A 15447-nucleotide genomic window follows, 5' to 3' on the forward strand; every position below is an offset into this window, starting at 1 on the left:
GAGGTTAGATGGACGATAATCAAACTCAAGATCGTAGAATTAGAAACGTCGATTTAACTAGCATGATGCGTAGTTCATTCCTGGACTATGCAATGTCAGTTATTGTAGCTCGTGCTTTGCCTGATGTTCGCGATGGTTTGAAGCCTGTACAGCGTCGTATTCTTTATGGAATGAGCGAATTAGGTGTTACGCCTGATAAGCCATACAAGAAGAGTGCCAGAATTGTTGGGGAAGTTATGGGTAAATTCCACCCACACGGTGACTCATCAATTTATTTAGCTATGGCGCACATGGCACAAGACTTTTCATACCGTTACATGTTAGTTGATGGTCACGGTAACTTCGGTTCTGTTGATGGGGACGAACCAGCCGCAATGCGTTATACCGAAGCAAGAATGAGCAAAATCGCTGTTGAAATGCTTCGTGATATCAATAAAAACACAATCGACTGGCAAAGAAACTATGATGATACTGAAAATGAACCAGTAGTATTGCCAGCTAGAATTCCTAACTTGTTAGTTAACGGTGCTAACGGTATTGCTGTTGGTATGACAACTAATATCCCACCTCATAACTTGAGCGAAGTAATTAGTGGTTTGCACATGTTGATGAAAAATCCTGATGCCACTACTAAGGATTTGATGAAGGTTATTCCAGGCCCTGATTTCCCAACTGGTGGAATTATTATGGGTCGCGGTGGAATTTATCGTGCTTATGAAACTGGTAAGGGCAACATCGTTGTACGTGCCAAAACGAATATCGAAACAGAAAAGAGTGGCCGTGAAAGAATTATTGTTAGCGAAATTCCTTTCATGGTTAATAAGGCTGAATTAGTTAAGAAGATTGCTGACTTAGCACGTGAAAAGATCATCGATGGAATTACTGGTGTTCGTGATGAATCTGACCAGACTGGTATGCGAATTACTATTGATATTCGTAGGGATGCCAGTGCCAGTGTTGTTTTGAATAATTTGTTCAAACAAACTCAAATGCAGGCTAACTTCGGCATGAACATGGTTGCCATTGTTGATGGTGCACCACACTTCTTAACTTTGAAGCAAATGTTGCAATATTACTTGGACCACCAAGAAGATGTTGTAACTCGTAGAACCAAGTTCGAATTAGCTAAGGCTGAGGCTAGAGCCCATATTCTTGAAGGGTTGCGAATTGCTCTAGATAATATTGATGAAATTGTTCATATTATCCGTAACAGTCAATCAAGTGATATCGCTAAGGCAACTTTAATTAGTCGCTTCGGTCTTGATGATAAGCAATCTCAAGCAATTTTGGATATGCGTCTTGTACGTTTAACAGGCTTGGAACGAGATAAGGTTGAGGCCGAATATAGAGAGTTGCAAGCTAAGATTGCCGATTACAAAGATATTTTGGCTAAGCCTGAACGGATCGATAAGATTATTTATGATGAATTATTAGATATCCAAAAGCGCTTTGGTGATAAGCGTAGAACCGAAATTGGTGCTAGCGAAGTTGTTTCAATTGAAGATGAAGATTTAATTGAAAAACAAAATATTCTTTTGACTGTAACTCACAATGGTTACATCAAGAGAATGCCAATTCAAGAATTTAAGACCCAAAACCGTGGTGGTAAAGGTATTAAGGGTATGGGTGTTCAAGATGGTGACTTTATCGAACACTTAATTTACTCAAGTACACATGACATGCTTTTGTTCTTTACTAATGCGGGTAAAGTTTACTCAAAGAAGGCATATGAAATTCCAGAATATGGTCGTATGGCCAAGGGATTGCCAGTAGTTAACTTGCTCCAATTAGAGAAGGGCGAAAAGGTTCAAACAGTTATCAACATTCCTGAAAATGCGGATGATAACTACTTGTTCTTTATCACCAAGATGGGAACAGTTAAGCGTACCCACGTTAGCGAATTTTCTAACATTAGAAACAGTGGTTTGATTGCCCTTACTCTCCGTGATGGGGATGAATTGAGCAACGTTTTGACCACTGATGGCAACCAAAACATTTTGATCGGTACTCACTCGGGTTATGCCGTTACCTTCAAGGAAAGCGACGTTCGTGCTATGGGTAGAACTGCTGCGGGTGTACGCGGAATTAACTTACGTGATCATGATTATGTAGTTGGTTCTGGTGTATTAGGTGCAGACGACCAGGTATTAGTCATTTCTGAAAAAGGCTATGGTAAACGTACTCCAGCTGCAGAATATCCAGTTAAGGGCCGTGGTGGTAAAGGTATCAAGACTGCTAATATCACTGAAAAGAATGGCCTACTTGCTGGCGTAATCGTTATTAGTAAGGGCAAGGACATCATGGTTATCACTACTGATGGTATTATGATCCGCTTTAAGACAAAGGATGTTTCTCAAACTGGACGTAGTACTATGGGTGTTCGCTTGATTAAAGTTAACGACGATAGTCAAGTCGCAAGTTTGACCATTGTTCCATCTGAAGCTGATCAAGATCAAGTTGATGATGAAGATGACAATGACGATAATGAGTAATTAATTAAAAAATCAAAAAATTTGAAGTTTTAAAAAAATTATCAAACTTTTTTGCGTAATAAATAATGAACAGTAAAAAACTATTTAGGATCACGTGAAAAACTGTTTGGTAATTTTTTATTTATATGCTAGAATTAGAAATTGCGAGTAATATTTCAATTACTCCTTGTTCTTGATTTTAGCAAGAACCATATAGTCCAAAAGGAGGTGCATTAGTCATGGCAACTACAAAGTACGAAGTAACTTACATTATCAAGCCTGATGTTGATGAAGAATCAAAGAAGGCCCTCGTAGAAAACTACGACAAGGTTATCGCTGATAACGGTGGTACTATGGTAGAATCCAAAGACTGGGGCAAGCGTCGTTTCGCATATGAAATTGATAAGTATCGTGAAGGTACTTACCACATTATGACTTTCACTGCTGACAACGCTGACGCAGTTAACGAATTTAGCCGTTTGTCAAAGATTGACAACGCTATCTTACGTTCAATGACCGTTAAGTTAGACAAGTAATTTTAATTTATTGTTTTCGTGATTTAGGAAAGGAAGGACATAAGTATGATTAATAGAGTTGTACTTGTTGGCCGTTTAACACGTGATCCTGAATTGCGTACTACTGGGAGTGGAATCTCGGTTGCTACGTTTACTCTTGCTGTTGACCGTCAATTTACAAATAGCCAAGGTGAGAGGGGCGCGGACTTTATCAGCTGTGTAATTTGGAGAAAATCTGCGGAAAACTTCTGTAACTTTACTTCAAAGGGTTCATTAGTTGGTATTGATGGCCGTATTCAAACCAGAAGTTATGACAATAAAGATGGGCAAAGAGTATATGTAACTGAAGTTGTTGTTGATAACTTCGCATTGCTCGAATCACGCAAGGATCGTGAAGCCCGCGGTCAAAATGGTGGTTATACACCAAATACTGGAAATGCTGGTGCTACAAGCACTAACAACTTCCAAAATAATGGTGGATCACAAAATACTACTCAGAATACTAATAATCAATCAAACAACGCTCAAGATCCATTCGCAGGATCTGGCGATCCGATTGATATTTCTGATGATGATCTTCCATTCTAAAAATATTTAAAGAAAGGATTCTAGAACATGGCTCAACAAAGAAGAGGCGGCCGTCGTCGTCGTAAGGTTGACTACATTGCAGCTAACCACATCGATTACGTTGACTACAAGGATGTCGATCTGTTGAAACGTTTTATCTCAGAAAGAGGTAAGATTTTACCACGTCGTGTTACTGGCACTAGTGCTAAGAACCAACGTAAAGTTGCAAATGCTATTAAGAGAGCTCGTATCATGGGCTTGTTACCATTTGTTGCTGAAGACTAATTAAAATTAGATCGAATACAAACCAAAAGGACAGGATTATTTCCTGCCCTTTTTTAGTGCCATTTTTTCATTCATAACGCGTAATAATGTATAATTGATACTGATATATTTTACCTTGTAATAGGAAGGATCTTCATGAAAGATTTTTTACGTAAGCTTGAATTGCCTGAATTTATTAAAGATTCGCGATTAACAGCTTCCGTAGTAATCATTTTAGTACTTTCTTTAGTGGGAAGTATTATTGCGATGATTATGAGTCCATTATTTGGTTTAGCAATGGTGCTAATTTTTATTATGTCTGTTGCTTTTGCCATTTATGGAACCTACATTTTGGCAGGTAAGGCAACTAATTTTGCCGTTAATCTGTCTTACCGAATAAAACGTAGTGAGCAAGAAGCCATGATCAAGATGCCACTCGGTATTTTGCTCTATGATTCTGATCATCAGATTCAATGGGTGAATCCTTATTTGCAATTGTATCTTAAAGATACGGATTTAGTAGGTCACACAATTGAAGCTGTAGATCCAGATCTGAATAAATTGTTGAATGAAGCGATTGAAGCTAAAACCTCAGAAAACCATATAGTTAATTGGGATGGACACCGTTTTGAAATGGTGGTCCAAGATGATTTGGGCGTAATTTATCTGCTAGATATTACGCGTTATGCAAAAATCGAAGATAAGTATGAAGCTGAGCGTCTGGCTATTGGACAGATCTTTATTGATAATTATGATGAGTTAAGCGAAACAATGCATGATCAGGAACTGACCAGCATGAGTTCATATGTACAAAACACGTTAAGTAATTATGCTAAGAAGTTTAAGGCATATTTAAAGCGGATCGATGAAGATCACTTTTTACTGCTAGTACATATGCAAGATTTAGCTGAGATGGAAAAGGATAAGTTCTCTGTCTTAGATAAAGTACGACAAGAAACTAGCCGTAACAACACTCCGCTTACCTTGTCAGTCGGGATTGCCTTCGGCTCCGATTCACTCTCTGAAATTGCCAACCAGGCACAATCTAATCTTGATTTAGCCTTAGGTCGAGGCGGGGATCAAGTTGTGCTTCGTCAACCGGGCAAGGATGCACGCTTTTATGGTGGTAAATCCAACCCAATGGAGAAGCGAACTAGAGTCAGAGCTAGAATGGTCTCTCAAGCAATTAGTGAACTATTCAAAGATGCGGACCGTGTTTTCGTCGTTGGACATCAGCGTCCAGACATGGACTCAGTTGGTAGTGGTATTGGTGTCGTAAAGTTGGCTCGCCTTCATGGCGTAAAAGCTAATTTTGTTTTAGATACTAATAAAACAAATTATGACGTAGGGCGCTTAGTGATCAGAATGCAACAGAAGAATCAGGATAAACATATTTTTATCAGTCCTGAGGAGGCTCTAGCTGAAGCAACTGATAAATCAATGTTGGTTATGGTTGATCACTCTAAGTATTCAATTACTTATTCTCAAGCCTTGTATGATCGTTTGAAGAATAGAATTATCGTAATTGATCACCATAGACGTGGTGAAGAGTTCCCAGAGAATCCAATGCTTACCTATGTTGAACCATATGCTTCTTCAGCCTGTGAGTTGGTTACTGAAATGATCGAGTATCAACAGCCAGCGCAAGGCAAGCAAGTTTTAACAGATCTAGAAGCAACTGCAATGCTTGCCGGTATCGTAGTCGATTCTAAAGAATTCTCGCTTAGAACGGGGACTCGAACCTTTGATGCCGCAAGTTACTTGCGGTCAATCGGTGCTGATTCAGCTGTGGTAAGTTCACTGCTCAAGGAAGATATTGATAGTTTCCTTGAGAGAACACATTTGGTTGCTACATTGAAGATGGTAAAGCCGCATATGGCTGTTTTGTGTGGACCTGATGATAAGATTATCGATCCAATTATCACGGCTCAAGCAGCTGATACGGCACTTGATTTGGAAAATGTGGGTGCTAGTTTTGCCATTACTCGGCGCACTCCAGACACTATCGGTATTTCTGCACGTTCAATGGGTAAGATTAATGTGCAGATTATTATGGAAAAGCTGGGCGGTGGCGGCCATCTTTCTAATGCGGCTACTCAGATTAAAGGTGTTACTATTGAAGAAGCAAGAGCAAAATTGCTTCAAGCAATTGATGAATACGAAAAGGAAAATGAATAAAGGAGAACAAAATGAAGGTTATTTTTACACAAGACGTTAGAGGTCGTGGCAAGCGTGGACAAGTTAAGGAAGTTCCAGATGGATATGCACAAAACTATTTAATCAAGCGTGGCTTGGCTAAGGCAGCTACCAAGGGTAACATGAATACCTTAAAGCGTGTAGAAGCTAACGAAAAGGCTGCTTACGAAGCTGAAAAGGCAGAAGCTGAAAAGATTAAGGCAGAGCTTGAAAAAGACGATACAATCGTTAACTTCAAGTCAAAGGCTGGTACAGATTCACGTTTGTTTGGTTCAATTTCAAGCAAGAAGATTGTAGAAGGCCTTGAAAAGCAATATGGTATCAAGGTTGATAAGCGCAAGTTGAACTTGCCAGAACCAATCAAGACTTTAGGTTACACTAATGTTCACGCTAAGTTGTTCAAGGGTGTTGAAACTACTATTCGTGTACACGTTACTGAACAAGACTAATTTTATTTTTGATAAAAAGTGGTTGTGATTGATGGATAATATTGTTTCTCAACAAATTCCACACGACTCAGATGCCGAAAAGGCTGTTCTGGGTGCGATTTTTATTGATCCAGAAGCAATTGCTGATGCGAGTGCGGTAGTTCAACCGGAAGATTTTTATGAAAGAGCAAATCAGATCATCTATCAAGCGATGCTGGATTTGTCAGATCGCGGGGATGCAATTGATCCGCTGACTCTTCAAGATGAACTAAATAAGAGAAATCAGCTAGATGACATTGGTGGGATTAGTTATGTTTCAGAATTAGCACTGGCAACGCCCACCGCTGCGCACGTTACTTACTATGCGCAGATTGTGCACCGAAAGGCGTTATTGCGCAGACTGATTTCTGCTAGTCAAAAGATTATTTCTAACGCAATTGATGGTTCAGATGATGTAACTGATATTCTTGATGACGCGGAAAGCGAAATTATGAATGTCTCATCAGAAAATAATAGTGGTGGTTTCAGAACAATCAAAGAAATCGTTAATTCCACTATTAAGGATATTAATAATATCCCTGATGACGGCAACATGGTTACAGGATTGCCAACAGGATTCGCTGAGCTGGATAAGATGACGACTGGTTTTCATGATGATGAATTGATCATTATCGCTGCAAGGCCTGGTGTAGGTAAGACGTCATTTGCATTGAATGTGGCACAGTTTGTGGGGCTGCATACGGATAAAACCGTGGCGATGTTTTCTCTAGAAATGAGTGGAGAACAGTTAGTTCAAAGAATGTTAGCATCCTTAGGACTAATAGATTCTCAGCATTTAAGAACAGGTCAGCTGGATGAAGAAGAATGGCGCAAGTTAGTAATTGCGTCAGGCTCGCTTGCTAACACGGATATTTTTATCGATGATACTCCGGGTATTAAAATGAGTGAAATCCGTGCAAAAGCCAGAAGATTAGCCAAAGAAAAAGGTAATCTGGGGCTAATTGTAATCGACTACCTGCAGCTGATTGAAGGTCCACGTAGTGAATCACGGCAACAAGAAGTTTCCGCAATCTCACGTCAATTGAAAAAGCTGGCTAAGGAGCTTCACGTGCCCGTTATTGCCCTTTCCCAGTTATCACGGTCGGTTGAGCAGAGGCAGGATAAACGCCCTGTATTGTCCGATATTCGTGAATCTGGATCAATTGAACAGGATGCCGATATTGTATCTTTCTTATATCGTGATGACTATTACCGCGATGAGCCAGAAGATGGTGAAAATAGCGGTAGCAGCAACGAAGTAGGATCTGAAGACGATAACGGTGAAGTTGAAGTAATTATTGAAAAGAACCGTTCAGGTAGTCGTGGGACTGTTAAATTAATGTTCTCGAAGCCATATAACCGCTTCTCAAACCTTGATTATGCTCATGATGATCCTGATGGCAATTAAGCACATGTTAAAAGCATGTGCTTTTTTATTTATTAAGAGTATTCAGAATCCGAATATTAAGTGATGAACGTTGATATTACAGTAAATATAGAATAAATATCAGAACAATATTCATAAATATAAATAATATAATTCGCATTTTATATTGAAATCTAGCATTTATTCTGTTATACCTATTTATGTGATGAAACCTATTAATTAATTTTTTGGAGGAATTTCAAGTTTATGAAGTTTAAAAAAGTATTAGTTGGAGCTTTAGCAGTTTTAGCTACTGTTTCACTTGCGGCATGTTCGAACAATAAAAAGAGTAGTTCATCTTCATCAAATGAACCAAAAGAATTGAATGTCGAATTCGTACCAAGTACTCAAGCTAACAAGATGGAAGCTAAGGCCAAGCCACTTGGAACGCTTTTACAAAAGCAATTGCATATTCCAGTTCACGTAACAGTTTCTACAGACTACAGTGGTTTGGTTGAAGCTATGTCATCTAAGAAAGTTGACGTTGGTTTTATGCCACCATATTCTTACATTCTTGCTCATAAACGTGGAATTGCAGACGTACTTTTACAAGCTGAACGTTACGGCTATGATGAACCATCTGGTAAGATGAACCACACTTTGATGCACAAATACCGCGGTATGATCGTGGTTAAGAAGGGTTCTAAAATCAAGTCATGGAAGGACCTTAAGGGTAAAAAGATTGCTATCGGTGATCCAAGTTCTTCATCCGCTTACGTTTACCCAGTTGCAGAACTTTACAAGAAGGGCTTAAACGTTACTAAGGAATGTAAGCTTGTTAACATCAAAGGTGATGATCAAGAAGTTCTTTCAGTATTGAACGGCGACGTCGATGCCGCATTTGTCTTCTCAGATGCACGTAACATCGCAGCTCAAGACGATAAGAAGGCCATGACTGACGTTGTGCCAATCTACTTCACTAAGTGGATTCCTAACGACATCATCGCAGTTAGAAAAGATATGCCTAAGAAGTTTAGAGCTAAACTTTCTAAGGCATTCAAGAATATTGCAAAGTCTAAGAAGGGTAAGCAAATCATTGAAAGTATTTACAACCATTATGGCTATGTAAGTGCCAAAGACTCAGACTTCGATGGCTTGCGTCAATACCAAAAGATTGTTAACAAAGCTACTGGCGGCAGTAGTAATAATAACTAAAGTTGATTATTAAAAAGACCTGCTTTTTTAAAAGCAGGTTATTTTTTTGCTAAAAGCCATCTGAAATCGGTTAAAATATAAGTAACAATCAAAGGAGAAGGATTATGAAAATTGCTGTTTTAACCGATAGCTCAGCTTACTTAACTAAAGAGCAACAAGAAAAGTATCATATCGATGTTTTGCCAATTCCAATTATCTGGGGTGATAAGACTTACCGTGATATGGTTGATATCGGCTTTGAAGAGTTTTATCAAAAATTAGCTAATGAAAAAGAATTGCCTATAACTTCACAGCCTTCCCCAGGTGACTTGCAAAGAAGAATAGATGAATATGTAGAGCAAGGCTACACTGATGTGATTGTAATTACCTTGTCTAGTGGTATTTCTGGTTATTATTCAACTGTTGAAAGTATTGCGAATAGCGAAACTAGAATCAAGATTCATCCATTCGATAGCAAAATCACCTGTGCTGGTGAGGCCGATTATGCGATGCTCGCAGGACGCCTTGTCGAGGCTGGAGCGGACATAGATCTAATCATGCATGATTTAACTGACTTGCAGAAAACGATGGATGTACGCTTTATGGTGGACAATTTGAGCCACTTGAAGAGAACAGGTCGACTTTCTAACGCTGCCAGCTTTGTGGGAACATTGTTCAAAATTAAGCCAATTCTTTCAATGGATGTGCAAGATGAAGGTAAAATTTCTGCGATTGCCAAGGAAAGACAAACTAAGCGAGCTTATAAGCATGTGCAGACTGACTTCGATAATTTAACTAAGAACATGCCATACAATATTCAATGCACAATTTTTGATTCACTTGATCCTGATAAGAAAGAAGAATGGATTGAAGATTATCGTGCTAAGTTCCCTAGATATAAGTTCGATGAAAGTATTATTGGGCCGGTAGTTGGTGTCCATGTAGGACAGGGAACAATGGCAATGATTTGGTGTCGTGATCTTGATGACTACTTTGATAAAAATGGTAAGCCAATTGAAGAAATCAATTCTGAAGAAGTTGTAGATAAAGCGTAAGTAAATAGAATTAATTACATATATATGAAAGCCTTTACACATAAAGGCTTTTTTCTTTATAATATTATCAGCACAAAAACTATTCGGAGATAAAAATATACAAGAAAAGGATGAGAAAATGGCAGAAAAGAAATATGTCGGCAGTATCGAAGCCGGTGGTACAAAATTTATCGTAGCAGTTCAAGACGTTGAAACAGGCAAGGAAGTTGCTCGCGACAGAATTCCTACTACAACTAATAAAGAAACTTTACAAAAGACAGCTGATTTCTTTAAGAAGCACCCAGTTGATGCATTGGGTATCGGTACTTTTGGTCCAATCGACATCAACCCTAAGTCACGCACTTATGGTTACATTTTGGACACTCCTAAGCCAGGCTGGTCGGGCACTAAAGTTAAGGGCTTCTTTGAAAAAGAACTTGGCATTCCAGTTGCAATGACGACTGACGTTAACGCATCTTGTTACGGTGAGTACGTTGCCCGTGGCCGCGATGATTCAAAGAGTTACTTCTACGCAACTGTTGGTACTGGTGTTGGTGCAGGTATTGTTCAAGCAGGTAAGCTTCTTGGTTTGAACAACCACCCAGAAATGGGTCACATGCTCGTTCGTCGTTATCCTGGTGATGACTACAAGGGTCACTGTCCATTCCACAACGACGCTTGTGTTGAAGGTATGGCAGCTGGTCCAAGTCTTGAAGGCAGAACCGGTATTCCTGGTGAAAAGCTTTCACGTGATAACAAGGTCTTCACTTATTCTGCATACTACATCGCACAAATGCTCTTCAATGTTTACATGACTGCTCGTCCAGATGTAATGGTTGTTGGTGGTTCTGTATTAAATGAAGATGACCTTGTTAAGGTTAGAAAGTTCTTCAATGAATTTAACAACAACTATGTCGCAACACCAAATTTGGACAAGTTAATCGTTCGTCCAGCCGTTGCAAACAACGGTTCCGCAACTCTTGGCGACTTTGAATTGGCAAAGAATTTACTCAAATAAAAACACACGATTTACTTGAATAAGCAATAAAAAGGCTCAGCACGTTAAGAAAGACGTAAGCTGGGTCTTTTTTGACGTAATTAGGGGTAAATCAGCGTAGTATTAACTATAGAACGTATCACGTTATTAACGAAAGGAGCCGCTTATGAGTAATATGGATAGTGGCTTAAAAGACAAAATAATTGGCAAGGCTAAAGAAGTTGAAGGTAAATTAACCGGAGACAAGTCGCGTGAAGTAGAAGGCAAGGCGCAAAAGACAAAAGGTAAAGTAAAAGCTAAGGCCAAAAAGGTAAAAGATGATATAGAGCCAGACCATCAAATCGATGAAGACTGCTAATAGGATTATCCTTGAAAAAATTAATTTAGTTAGAAACATGGTGATCCTATGATTTATTGGATTTGGGTTTTAATTGTCGGAGCTATAATAGGACTGCTTGCCGGTGTTATAACTGGTAGGGGTGGGGTTCAATGGGCTTTCTTGCTAATATCATAGCAGGACTTGTTGGCTCAACGCTAGGCCAAGCAATCTTTGGCTCCTGGGGACCGCAAATGGCTGGGATGGCAATAGTGCCGTCGGTACTAGGGGCAGTTATCTTGGTATTAGCAATTTCGTTTGCTACGAGCGGAAGTCTAAAAAATAGACACGATCTATATAAAGACTTTAAAAACATAGATACTAATAGATACAATATAGATACTCAAAAGTTGGACTTTTCCACAGCCCAATTCTCACCAGCAGAACTAGAAAAGCAAAACAAGGATTTGGTGAACCATGCTAATGACTTCCTAACTGATGAAGATAGTGGCTTACCAGTTTTCTTAGAACCCGAAGCTGTTCAACTACTTAGCTTTTTGTGCCGTACCCCACAACAAATGCGGCGCTTCATTGGCATTATCTTAAATGCTAAGTATCGAGTTGAGAAGGATCACAAAGATATTGGCGTTCTAATCCCACTTGATGATGAAGAACTTAAACCTTTGATGACTAAAGCACTAAGACGCTACTTTAACGCCCTAAGAAGCAATGAGAAGCACATCAAGAACGTTGAGAACTACTTGTATGGCACCATGCAAAACCTATTTGGCGTTTGGTGGAATAAACAAGCGGCTAGAGAATATGCGGCCAAACACCCTAACGATGAGCGTGCTTAAAACTAAAAAGCTATGTAAGGCCATTTAAGCTGTTTTAAACAGATAGAGCATATTATACTAAGCTGGTCTTAAAATGTTCCTATGGACGTTTTAGAAGCCTTATATTGATTGCTGTTGCTAAAGGGGCAGCAAACTCAAATTCACAGCTTTTAAAAGACTTATATAATTGAGATGGTACTCAAAGATTAGTATAATGTGAGTAGCAATAAAGGGGGGGCGAGAAAATCATGGCAGTTAAGGAAAAGAAACGCGTACAAGTCCAGATTGACAAAGAATTGGCAGATAATACCGAAGCCGTTTTAAGCCAGTTAGGTCTAAAACCAACTACCGCGATCAATATGTTTTATAAGCGGATTGTTGCTAATGGTGCCTTACCTTTTAATGTGTCTTTAAGCGAAGAAGAACGAGCTAATTTACGCTTTTTAAAGGCTACCAAAGAGACACCAGTCACCGAGTTTAAAGACGCTAAAGAGGTCGCTGATTGGCTCAATGATCCAGATGAGGACTAATGACTTATCAGATTAAATAAATTAATAACTTGGAAGTGTGATGAACATGAAAGATACAATCACAATTAATGACTTTTTTGAAATTGCCAAAGAAACTGATTTAAAAGATTTACTTGATAAGTCATTACATGAGCCAGACCCAGAAAAGCGCAAAGTATATGACGCTTTATATACCTACTTTTTAGATAAAAGGCAAGATGAGGTTATTAAGCGAAAGGACTTTGTCCGTTGATAGATAAACCCCAATATATATTGAGGAATTTTCCTTGGATAAACCAAAATATTACTTATCCAGAAAAGGTGCAAAAGCAGTCACAAAATTTTGGCCGGTATAACCACTATCAACCATCATGGTTCGAACCAATTTAAACTGCTCTAAATTAAGGGTAACGAGTGCAATCGCCCCGTCACGATCAGTGATGTTAGCCCGGGTAATATGGATTGCTTGCGGGAAGCCATTGATGTCGACGGCTAAATGCCGTTTAATTCCCGAGATCTTCTTACCACCATCGTAACCCTTATTTTCAGCGGTAGCGGTGTTCTTGATACTTTGGGCATCTAAAATGACGAACGAAGTTCGTGCTGATCGCCCTTGCCTTAATCTTCGATCAGCGACAATTTTTTAAAACCTGAGTTAATAAAGCTGGTTTATCAGGGGTGGGGGCTTTCGACCAATTCATCCAATAGTAGTAAACAGTGGACCACTTTGGAAAATCAGCCGGCAAATCACGCCAAGTACAACCATTTTTAAGGACATAGAGCATGGCACAGAAGATATCATAAGGATCAATGTGTTTTGGATGAGTTCGTTTTCTTGAAGCTTCCAGATCCTGGCGGATCAAATCGAATTGTTGCCGAGAAATATCGCTTTGGTAATGATGACTAAAATGTTGCATATGATCACCAACTTTTTTGACAGTAGTTTATCAAATTACTTGGTCAAAATCAAAGATACTAAACAGCTTCTAAAAAAGCCAATAACCACACGCCTTTGGCGTGATTATCAGCTTTCAAGTTTCAGTTACTAAAACTAATACTGACTATAAAACAGAAGCAAAAAAAATTTTCGATTTTTATGAAAACGGTTGCAAAGAAGTTAGCAAAAATATATAATTTCTTTTGAAATTGTTCACTTGGCCAAGCTGCAGTTTCAATATTTTAATAAAGGGGGCAGTAAAAAGTGAAAAAAAAGAAAAGTTTCTGGCTTGTTTCTTTTTTAGTTATAGTAGCTAGTGTTTTCTTTATATCTTTTGGATTGGGCAATCATTCTAAACAAGTTGCTCAAGCGGCTAGTGATACGACATCAACTGATGACTCAAGCAATGATACAGCTGATTCTGTTAGCGACGGTGCTATTTTTCATGCATGGTGCTGGTCGTTCAACACGATTAAAAACAACTTGAAACAGATTCATGACGCCGGCTACACAGCGGTTCAAACTTCACCTGTTAATGAAGTTAAAGTTGGAAATAGCGGGTCTAAGTCAGTAAATAACTGGTATTGGCTGTATCAGCCAACTAAATATAGTATTGGTAACTATTATTTAGGAACGGAAGCTGAATTTAAGTCAATGTGCGCTGCTGCTAAAGAATATAATATCAGGATCATTGTCGATGCAACTCTGAATGATACAACAAGTGATTATAGTGCAATTTCGGATGAAATTAAAAGTATTCCAAATTGGACACATGGTAACAAAAAAATTTCGAATTGGAGAGATCGTGAAGATGTTACTCAAAATGCGTTGTTAGTTTTATATGATTGGAATACTCAAAATTCTCAAGTTCAGACGTATTTGAAGAATTATTTGAAACGCTTGATTTCTGACGGAGCTTCAGGCTTTCGTTATGATGCAGCTAAGCATATTGAACTTCCAAGTCAATATGATGGCAGCTATGGCAGCAATTTCTGGCCAAATATTACTGATAATGGGTCTGAATTTCAGTATGGTGAAGTTTTGCAGGACTCGATTTCAAAAGAATCAGATTATGCTAATTACATGAGTGTTACAGCTTCAAATTACGGCAATACGATTCGCAATGCGTTAAAGAATCGTGATTTTACCGCAAGTACTTTGCAGAATTTCAACATCAGTGTTCCAGCTTCTAAATTAGTAACTTGGGTCGAATCGCATGATAATTATGCTAACGATGATCAAGTTTCAACTTGGATGAATAATAGTGATATTAAATTAGGCTGGGCTGTTGTTGCTTCGCGTTCTGGTAGTGTTCCGCTGTTCTTTGACCGTCCAGTTGATGGTGGTAATGGTACTCGGTTCCCTGGCAGTTCAGAAATTGGTGATGCTGGCAGCAGTTTGTATTATGATAAAGCAGTTGTAGCTGTTAATAAATTCCATAATGCAATGGCTGGTCAATCTGAATATATTTCTAATCCAAATGGCAATACCAAGATTTTTGAAAATGAACGTGGCAGCAAAGGGGTTGTTTTTGCAAACGTTTCCGGCAGTTCATATAGTTTGAATGTTAAAACTAGTTTAGCTGATGGGACTTATGAAAACAAGGCTGGTTCAGATGAATTTACCGTTAAAAATGGTTATTTAACCGGTACAATTCAAGGACGTGAAGTTGTTGTTCTTTACGGGGATCCAACAAGCAGCAGCAGTACAACAACAGAAACTAAAAAGGTTCATTTTGAAAAGCCTTCAAGTTGGGGTAGTAGAGTTTATGCCTATGT

Annotated in this window: 14 protein-coding genes and 3 pseudogenes; 16 read left to right on the forward strand and 1 reads right to left on the reverse strand. The window is 38.8% G+C overall.

Annotated elements, in window-relative coordinates:
* The first annotated feature begins 8 nt into the window (after positions 1-8).
* The 15 genes and pseudogenes from gyrA to FC37_RS08185 all read left to right on the forward strand — a co-directional run bounded on the left by gyrA (position 9) and on the right by FC37_RS08185 (position 12985).
* Complete coding sequence (gyrA, locus tag FC37_RS08120; RefSeq protein ID WP_056945598.1) at positions 9-2492, forward strand: DNA gyrase subunit A; 2484 nt, start codon at positions 9-11, stop codon at positions 2490-2492.
* 218 nt (positions 2493-2710) lie between these two features.
* Positions 2711-3007: a 30S ribosomal protein S6 gene (gene rpsF, locus FC37_RS08125; protein WP_025006345.1), complete on the forward strand. Its 297-nt coding sequence runs from the start codon at positions 2711-2713 to the stop codon at positions 3005-3007.
* 45 nt (positions 3008-3052) lie between these two features.
* On the forward strand, positions 3053-3574 hold the full coding sequence (gene ssb, locus FC37_RS08130; protein ID WP_025006346.1) for a single-stranded DNA-binding protein: 522 nt from the start codon (positions 3053-3055) through the stop codon (positions 3572-3574).
* Positions 3575-3601: 27 nt separating this feature from the next.
* Positions 3602-3838, forward strand: a complete 237-nt coding sequence (rpsR, locus tag FC37_RS08135; RefSeq protein ID WP_003549366.1) for a 30S ribosomal protein S18 — start codon at positions 3602-3604, stop codon at positions 3836-3838.
* 135 nt (positions 3839-3973) lie between these two features.
* Positions 3974-5995 carry a DHH family phosphoesterase gene (locus tag FC37_RS08140; protein ID WP_025006347.1) on the forward strand — a complete coding sequence of 674 codons (2022 nt, stop codon included), beginning with the start codon at positions 3974-3976 and terminating at the stop codon, positions 5993-5995.
* Between the two features lie 11 nt (positions 5996-6006).
* Positions 6007-6462, forward strand: coding sequence for a 50S ribosomal protein L9 (gene rplI, locus FC37_RS08145; RefSeq protein ID WP_025006348.1), 456 nt, complete (start codon positions 6007-6009; stop codon positions 6460-6462).
* 31 nt (positions 6463-6493) lie between these two features.
* Positions 6494-7888, forward strand: coding sequence for a replicative DNA helicase (dnaB, locus tag FC37_RS08150; RefSeq protein ID WP_025006349.1), 1395 nt, complete (start codon positions 6494-6496; stop codon positions 7886-7888).
* Positions 7889-8113: 225 nt separating this feature from the next.
* Positions 8114-9061, forward strand: coding sequence for a phosphate/phosphite/phosphonate ABC transporter substrate-binding protein (locus FC37_RS08155; RefSeq protein WP_025006350.1), 948 nt, complete (start codon positions 8114-8116; stop codon positions 9059-9061).
* Between the two features lie 104 nt (positions 9062-9165).
* Positions 9166-10095 carry a DegV family protein gene (locus FC37_RS08160; protein WP_025006351.1) on the forward strand — a complete coding sequence of 310 codons (930 nt, stop codon included), beginning with the start codon at positions 9166-9168 and terminating at the stop codon, positions 10093-10095.
* 118 nt (positions 10096-10213) lie between these two features.
* Positions 10214-11092, forward strand: coding sequence for an ROK family protein (locus FC37_RS08165; RefSeq protein ID WP_025006352.1), 879 nt, complete (start codon positions 10214-10216; stop codon positions 11090-11092).
* 145 nt (positions 11093-11237) lie between these two features.
* Positions 11238-11429: a CsbD family protein gene (locus FC37_RS08170; RefSeq protein ID WP_025006353.1), complete on the forward strand. Its 192-nt coding sequence runs from the start codon at positions 11238-11240 to the stop codon at positions 11427-11429.
* A gap of 48 nt (positions 11430-11477) precedes the next feature.
* Positions 11478-11707: pseudogene (locus FC37_RS10595) on the forward strand (GlsB/YeaQ/YmgE family stress response membrane protein); the annotation flags it as partial.
* Positions 11702-12244 (forward strand): annotated as a pseudogene (locus FC37_RS08175) (replication initiator protein A); the annotation flags it as partial. The pseudogenes FC37_RS10595 and FC37_RS08175, both read left to right, overlap by 6 nt.
* Positions 12245-12471: 227 nt before the next feature.
* Entirely contained in the window at positions 12472-12753 is a 282-nt protein-coding gene (locus FC37_RS08180) for a type II toxin-antitoxin system RelB/DinJ family antitoxin (protein WP_025006355.1), read from the forward strand.
* Between the two features lie 46 nt (positions 12754-12799).
* Entirely contained in the window at positions 12800-12985 is a 186-nt protein-coding gene (locus tag FC37_RS08185; RefSeq protein ID WP_010620892.1) for a hypothetical protein, read from the forward strand.
* An 84-nt stretch (positions 12986-13069) separates the two neighbouring features.
* On the opposite strand, the pseudogene FC37_RS10870 reads toward FC37_RS08185, so the two are convergent.
* Positions 13070-13580, reverse strand: a pseudogene (locus FC37_RS10870) (IS5 family transposase); the annotation flags it as partial.
* 353 nt (positions 13581-13933) lie between these two features.
* On the opposite strand from FC37_RS10870, the gene FC37_RS08195 reads away from it, so the two are divergent.
* Positions 13934-15447, forward strand: a 1514-nt coding sequence (locus tag FC37_RS08195) for an alpha-amylase family glycosyl hydrolase (RefSeq protein ID WP_056945599.1), incomplete at its 3' end; no start/stop codon positions are given.

The organism is Lactobacillus gallinarum DSM 10532 = JCM 2011, from assembly GCF_001434975.1.
Classification (GTDB): Bacteria; Bacillota; Bacilli; order Lactobacillales; family Lactobacillaceae; genus Lactobacillus; species Lactobacillus gallinarum.

Bases quoted from the DNA above. Each gene is read 5' to 3' on its own strand.
- ssb (WP_025006346.1), top strand. From the start codon at position 3,053: ATGATTAATAGAGTTGTACTTGTTGGCCGTTTAACACGTGATCCTGAA.
- FC37_RS08185 (WP_010620892.1), top strand. From the start codon at position 12,800: ATGAAAGATACAATCACAATTAATGACTTTTTTGAAATTGCCAAAGAA.
- FC37_RS08165 (WP_025006352.1), top strand. From the start codon at position 10,214: ATGGCAGAAAAGAAATATGTCGGCAGTATCGAAGCCGGTGGTACAAAA.
- rpsR (WP_003549366.1), top strand. From the start codon at position 3,602: ATGGCTCAACAAAGAAGAGGCGGCCGTCGTCGTCGTAAGGTTGACTAC.
- rplI (WP_025006348.1), top strand. From the start codon at position 6,007: ATGAAGGTTATTTTTACACAAGACGTTAGAGGTCGTGGCAAGCGTGGA.
- FC37_RS08180 (WP_025006355.1), top strand. From the start codon at position 12,472: ATGGCAGTTAAGGAAAAGAAACGCGTACAAGTCCAGATTGACAAAGAA.
- gyrA (WP_056945598.1), top strand. From the start codon at position 9: ATGGACGATAATCAAACTCAAGATCGTAGAATTAGAAACGTCGATTTA.
- rpsF (WP_025006345.1), top strand. From the start codon at position 2,711: ATGGCAACTACAAAGTACGAAGTAACTTACATTATCAAGCCTGATGTT.
- FC37_RS08155 (WP_025006350.1), top strand. From the start codon at position 8,114: ATGAAGTTTAAAAAAGTATTAGTTGGAGCTTTAGCAGTTTTAGCTACT.
- FC37_RS08160 (WP_025006351.1), top strand. From the start codon at position 9,166: ATGAAAATTGCTGTTTTAACCGATAGCTCAGCTTACTTAACTAAAGAG.
- dnaB (WP_025006349.1), top strand. From the start codon at position 6,494: ATGGATAATATTGTTTCTCAACAAATTCCACACGACTCAGATGCCGAA.
- FC37_RS08140 (WP_025006347.1), top strand. From the start codon at position 3,974: ATGAAAGATTTTTTACGTAAGCTTGAATTGCCTGAATTTATTAAAGAT.
- FC37_RS08170 (WP_025006353.1), top strand. From the start codon at position 11,238: ATGAGTAATATGGATAGTGGCTTAAAAGACAAAATAATTGGCAAGGCT.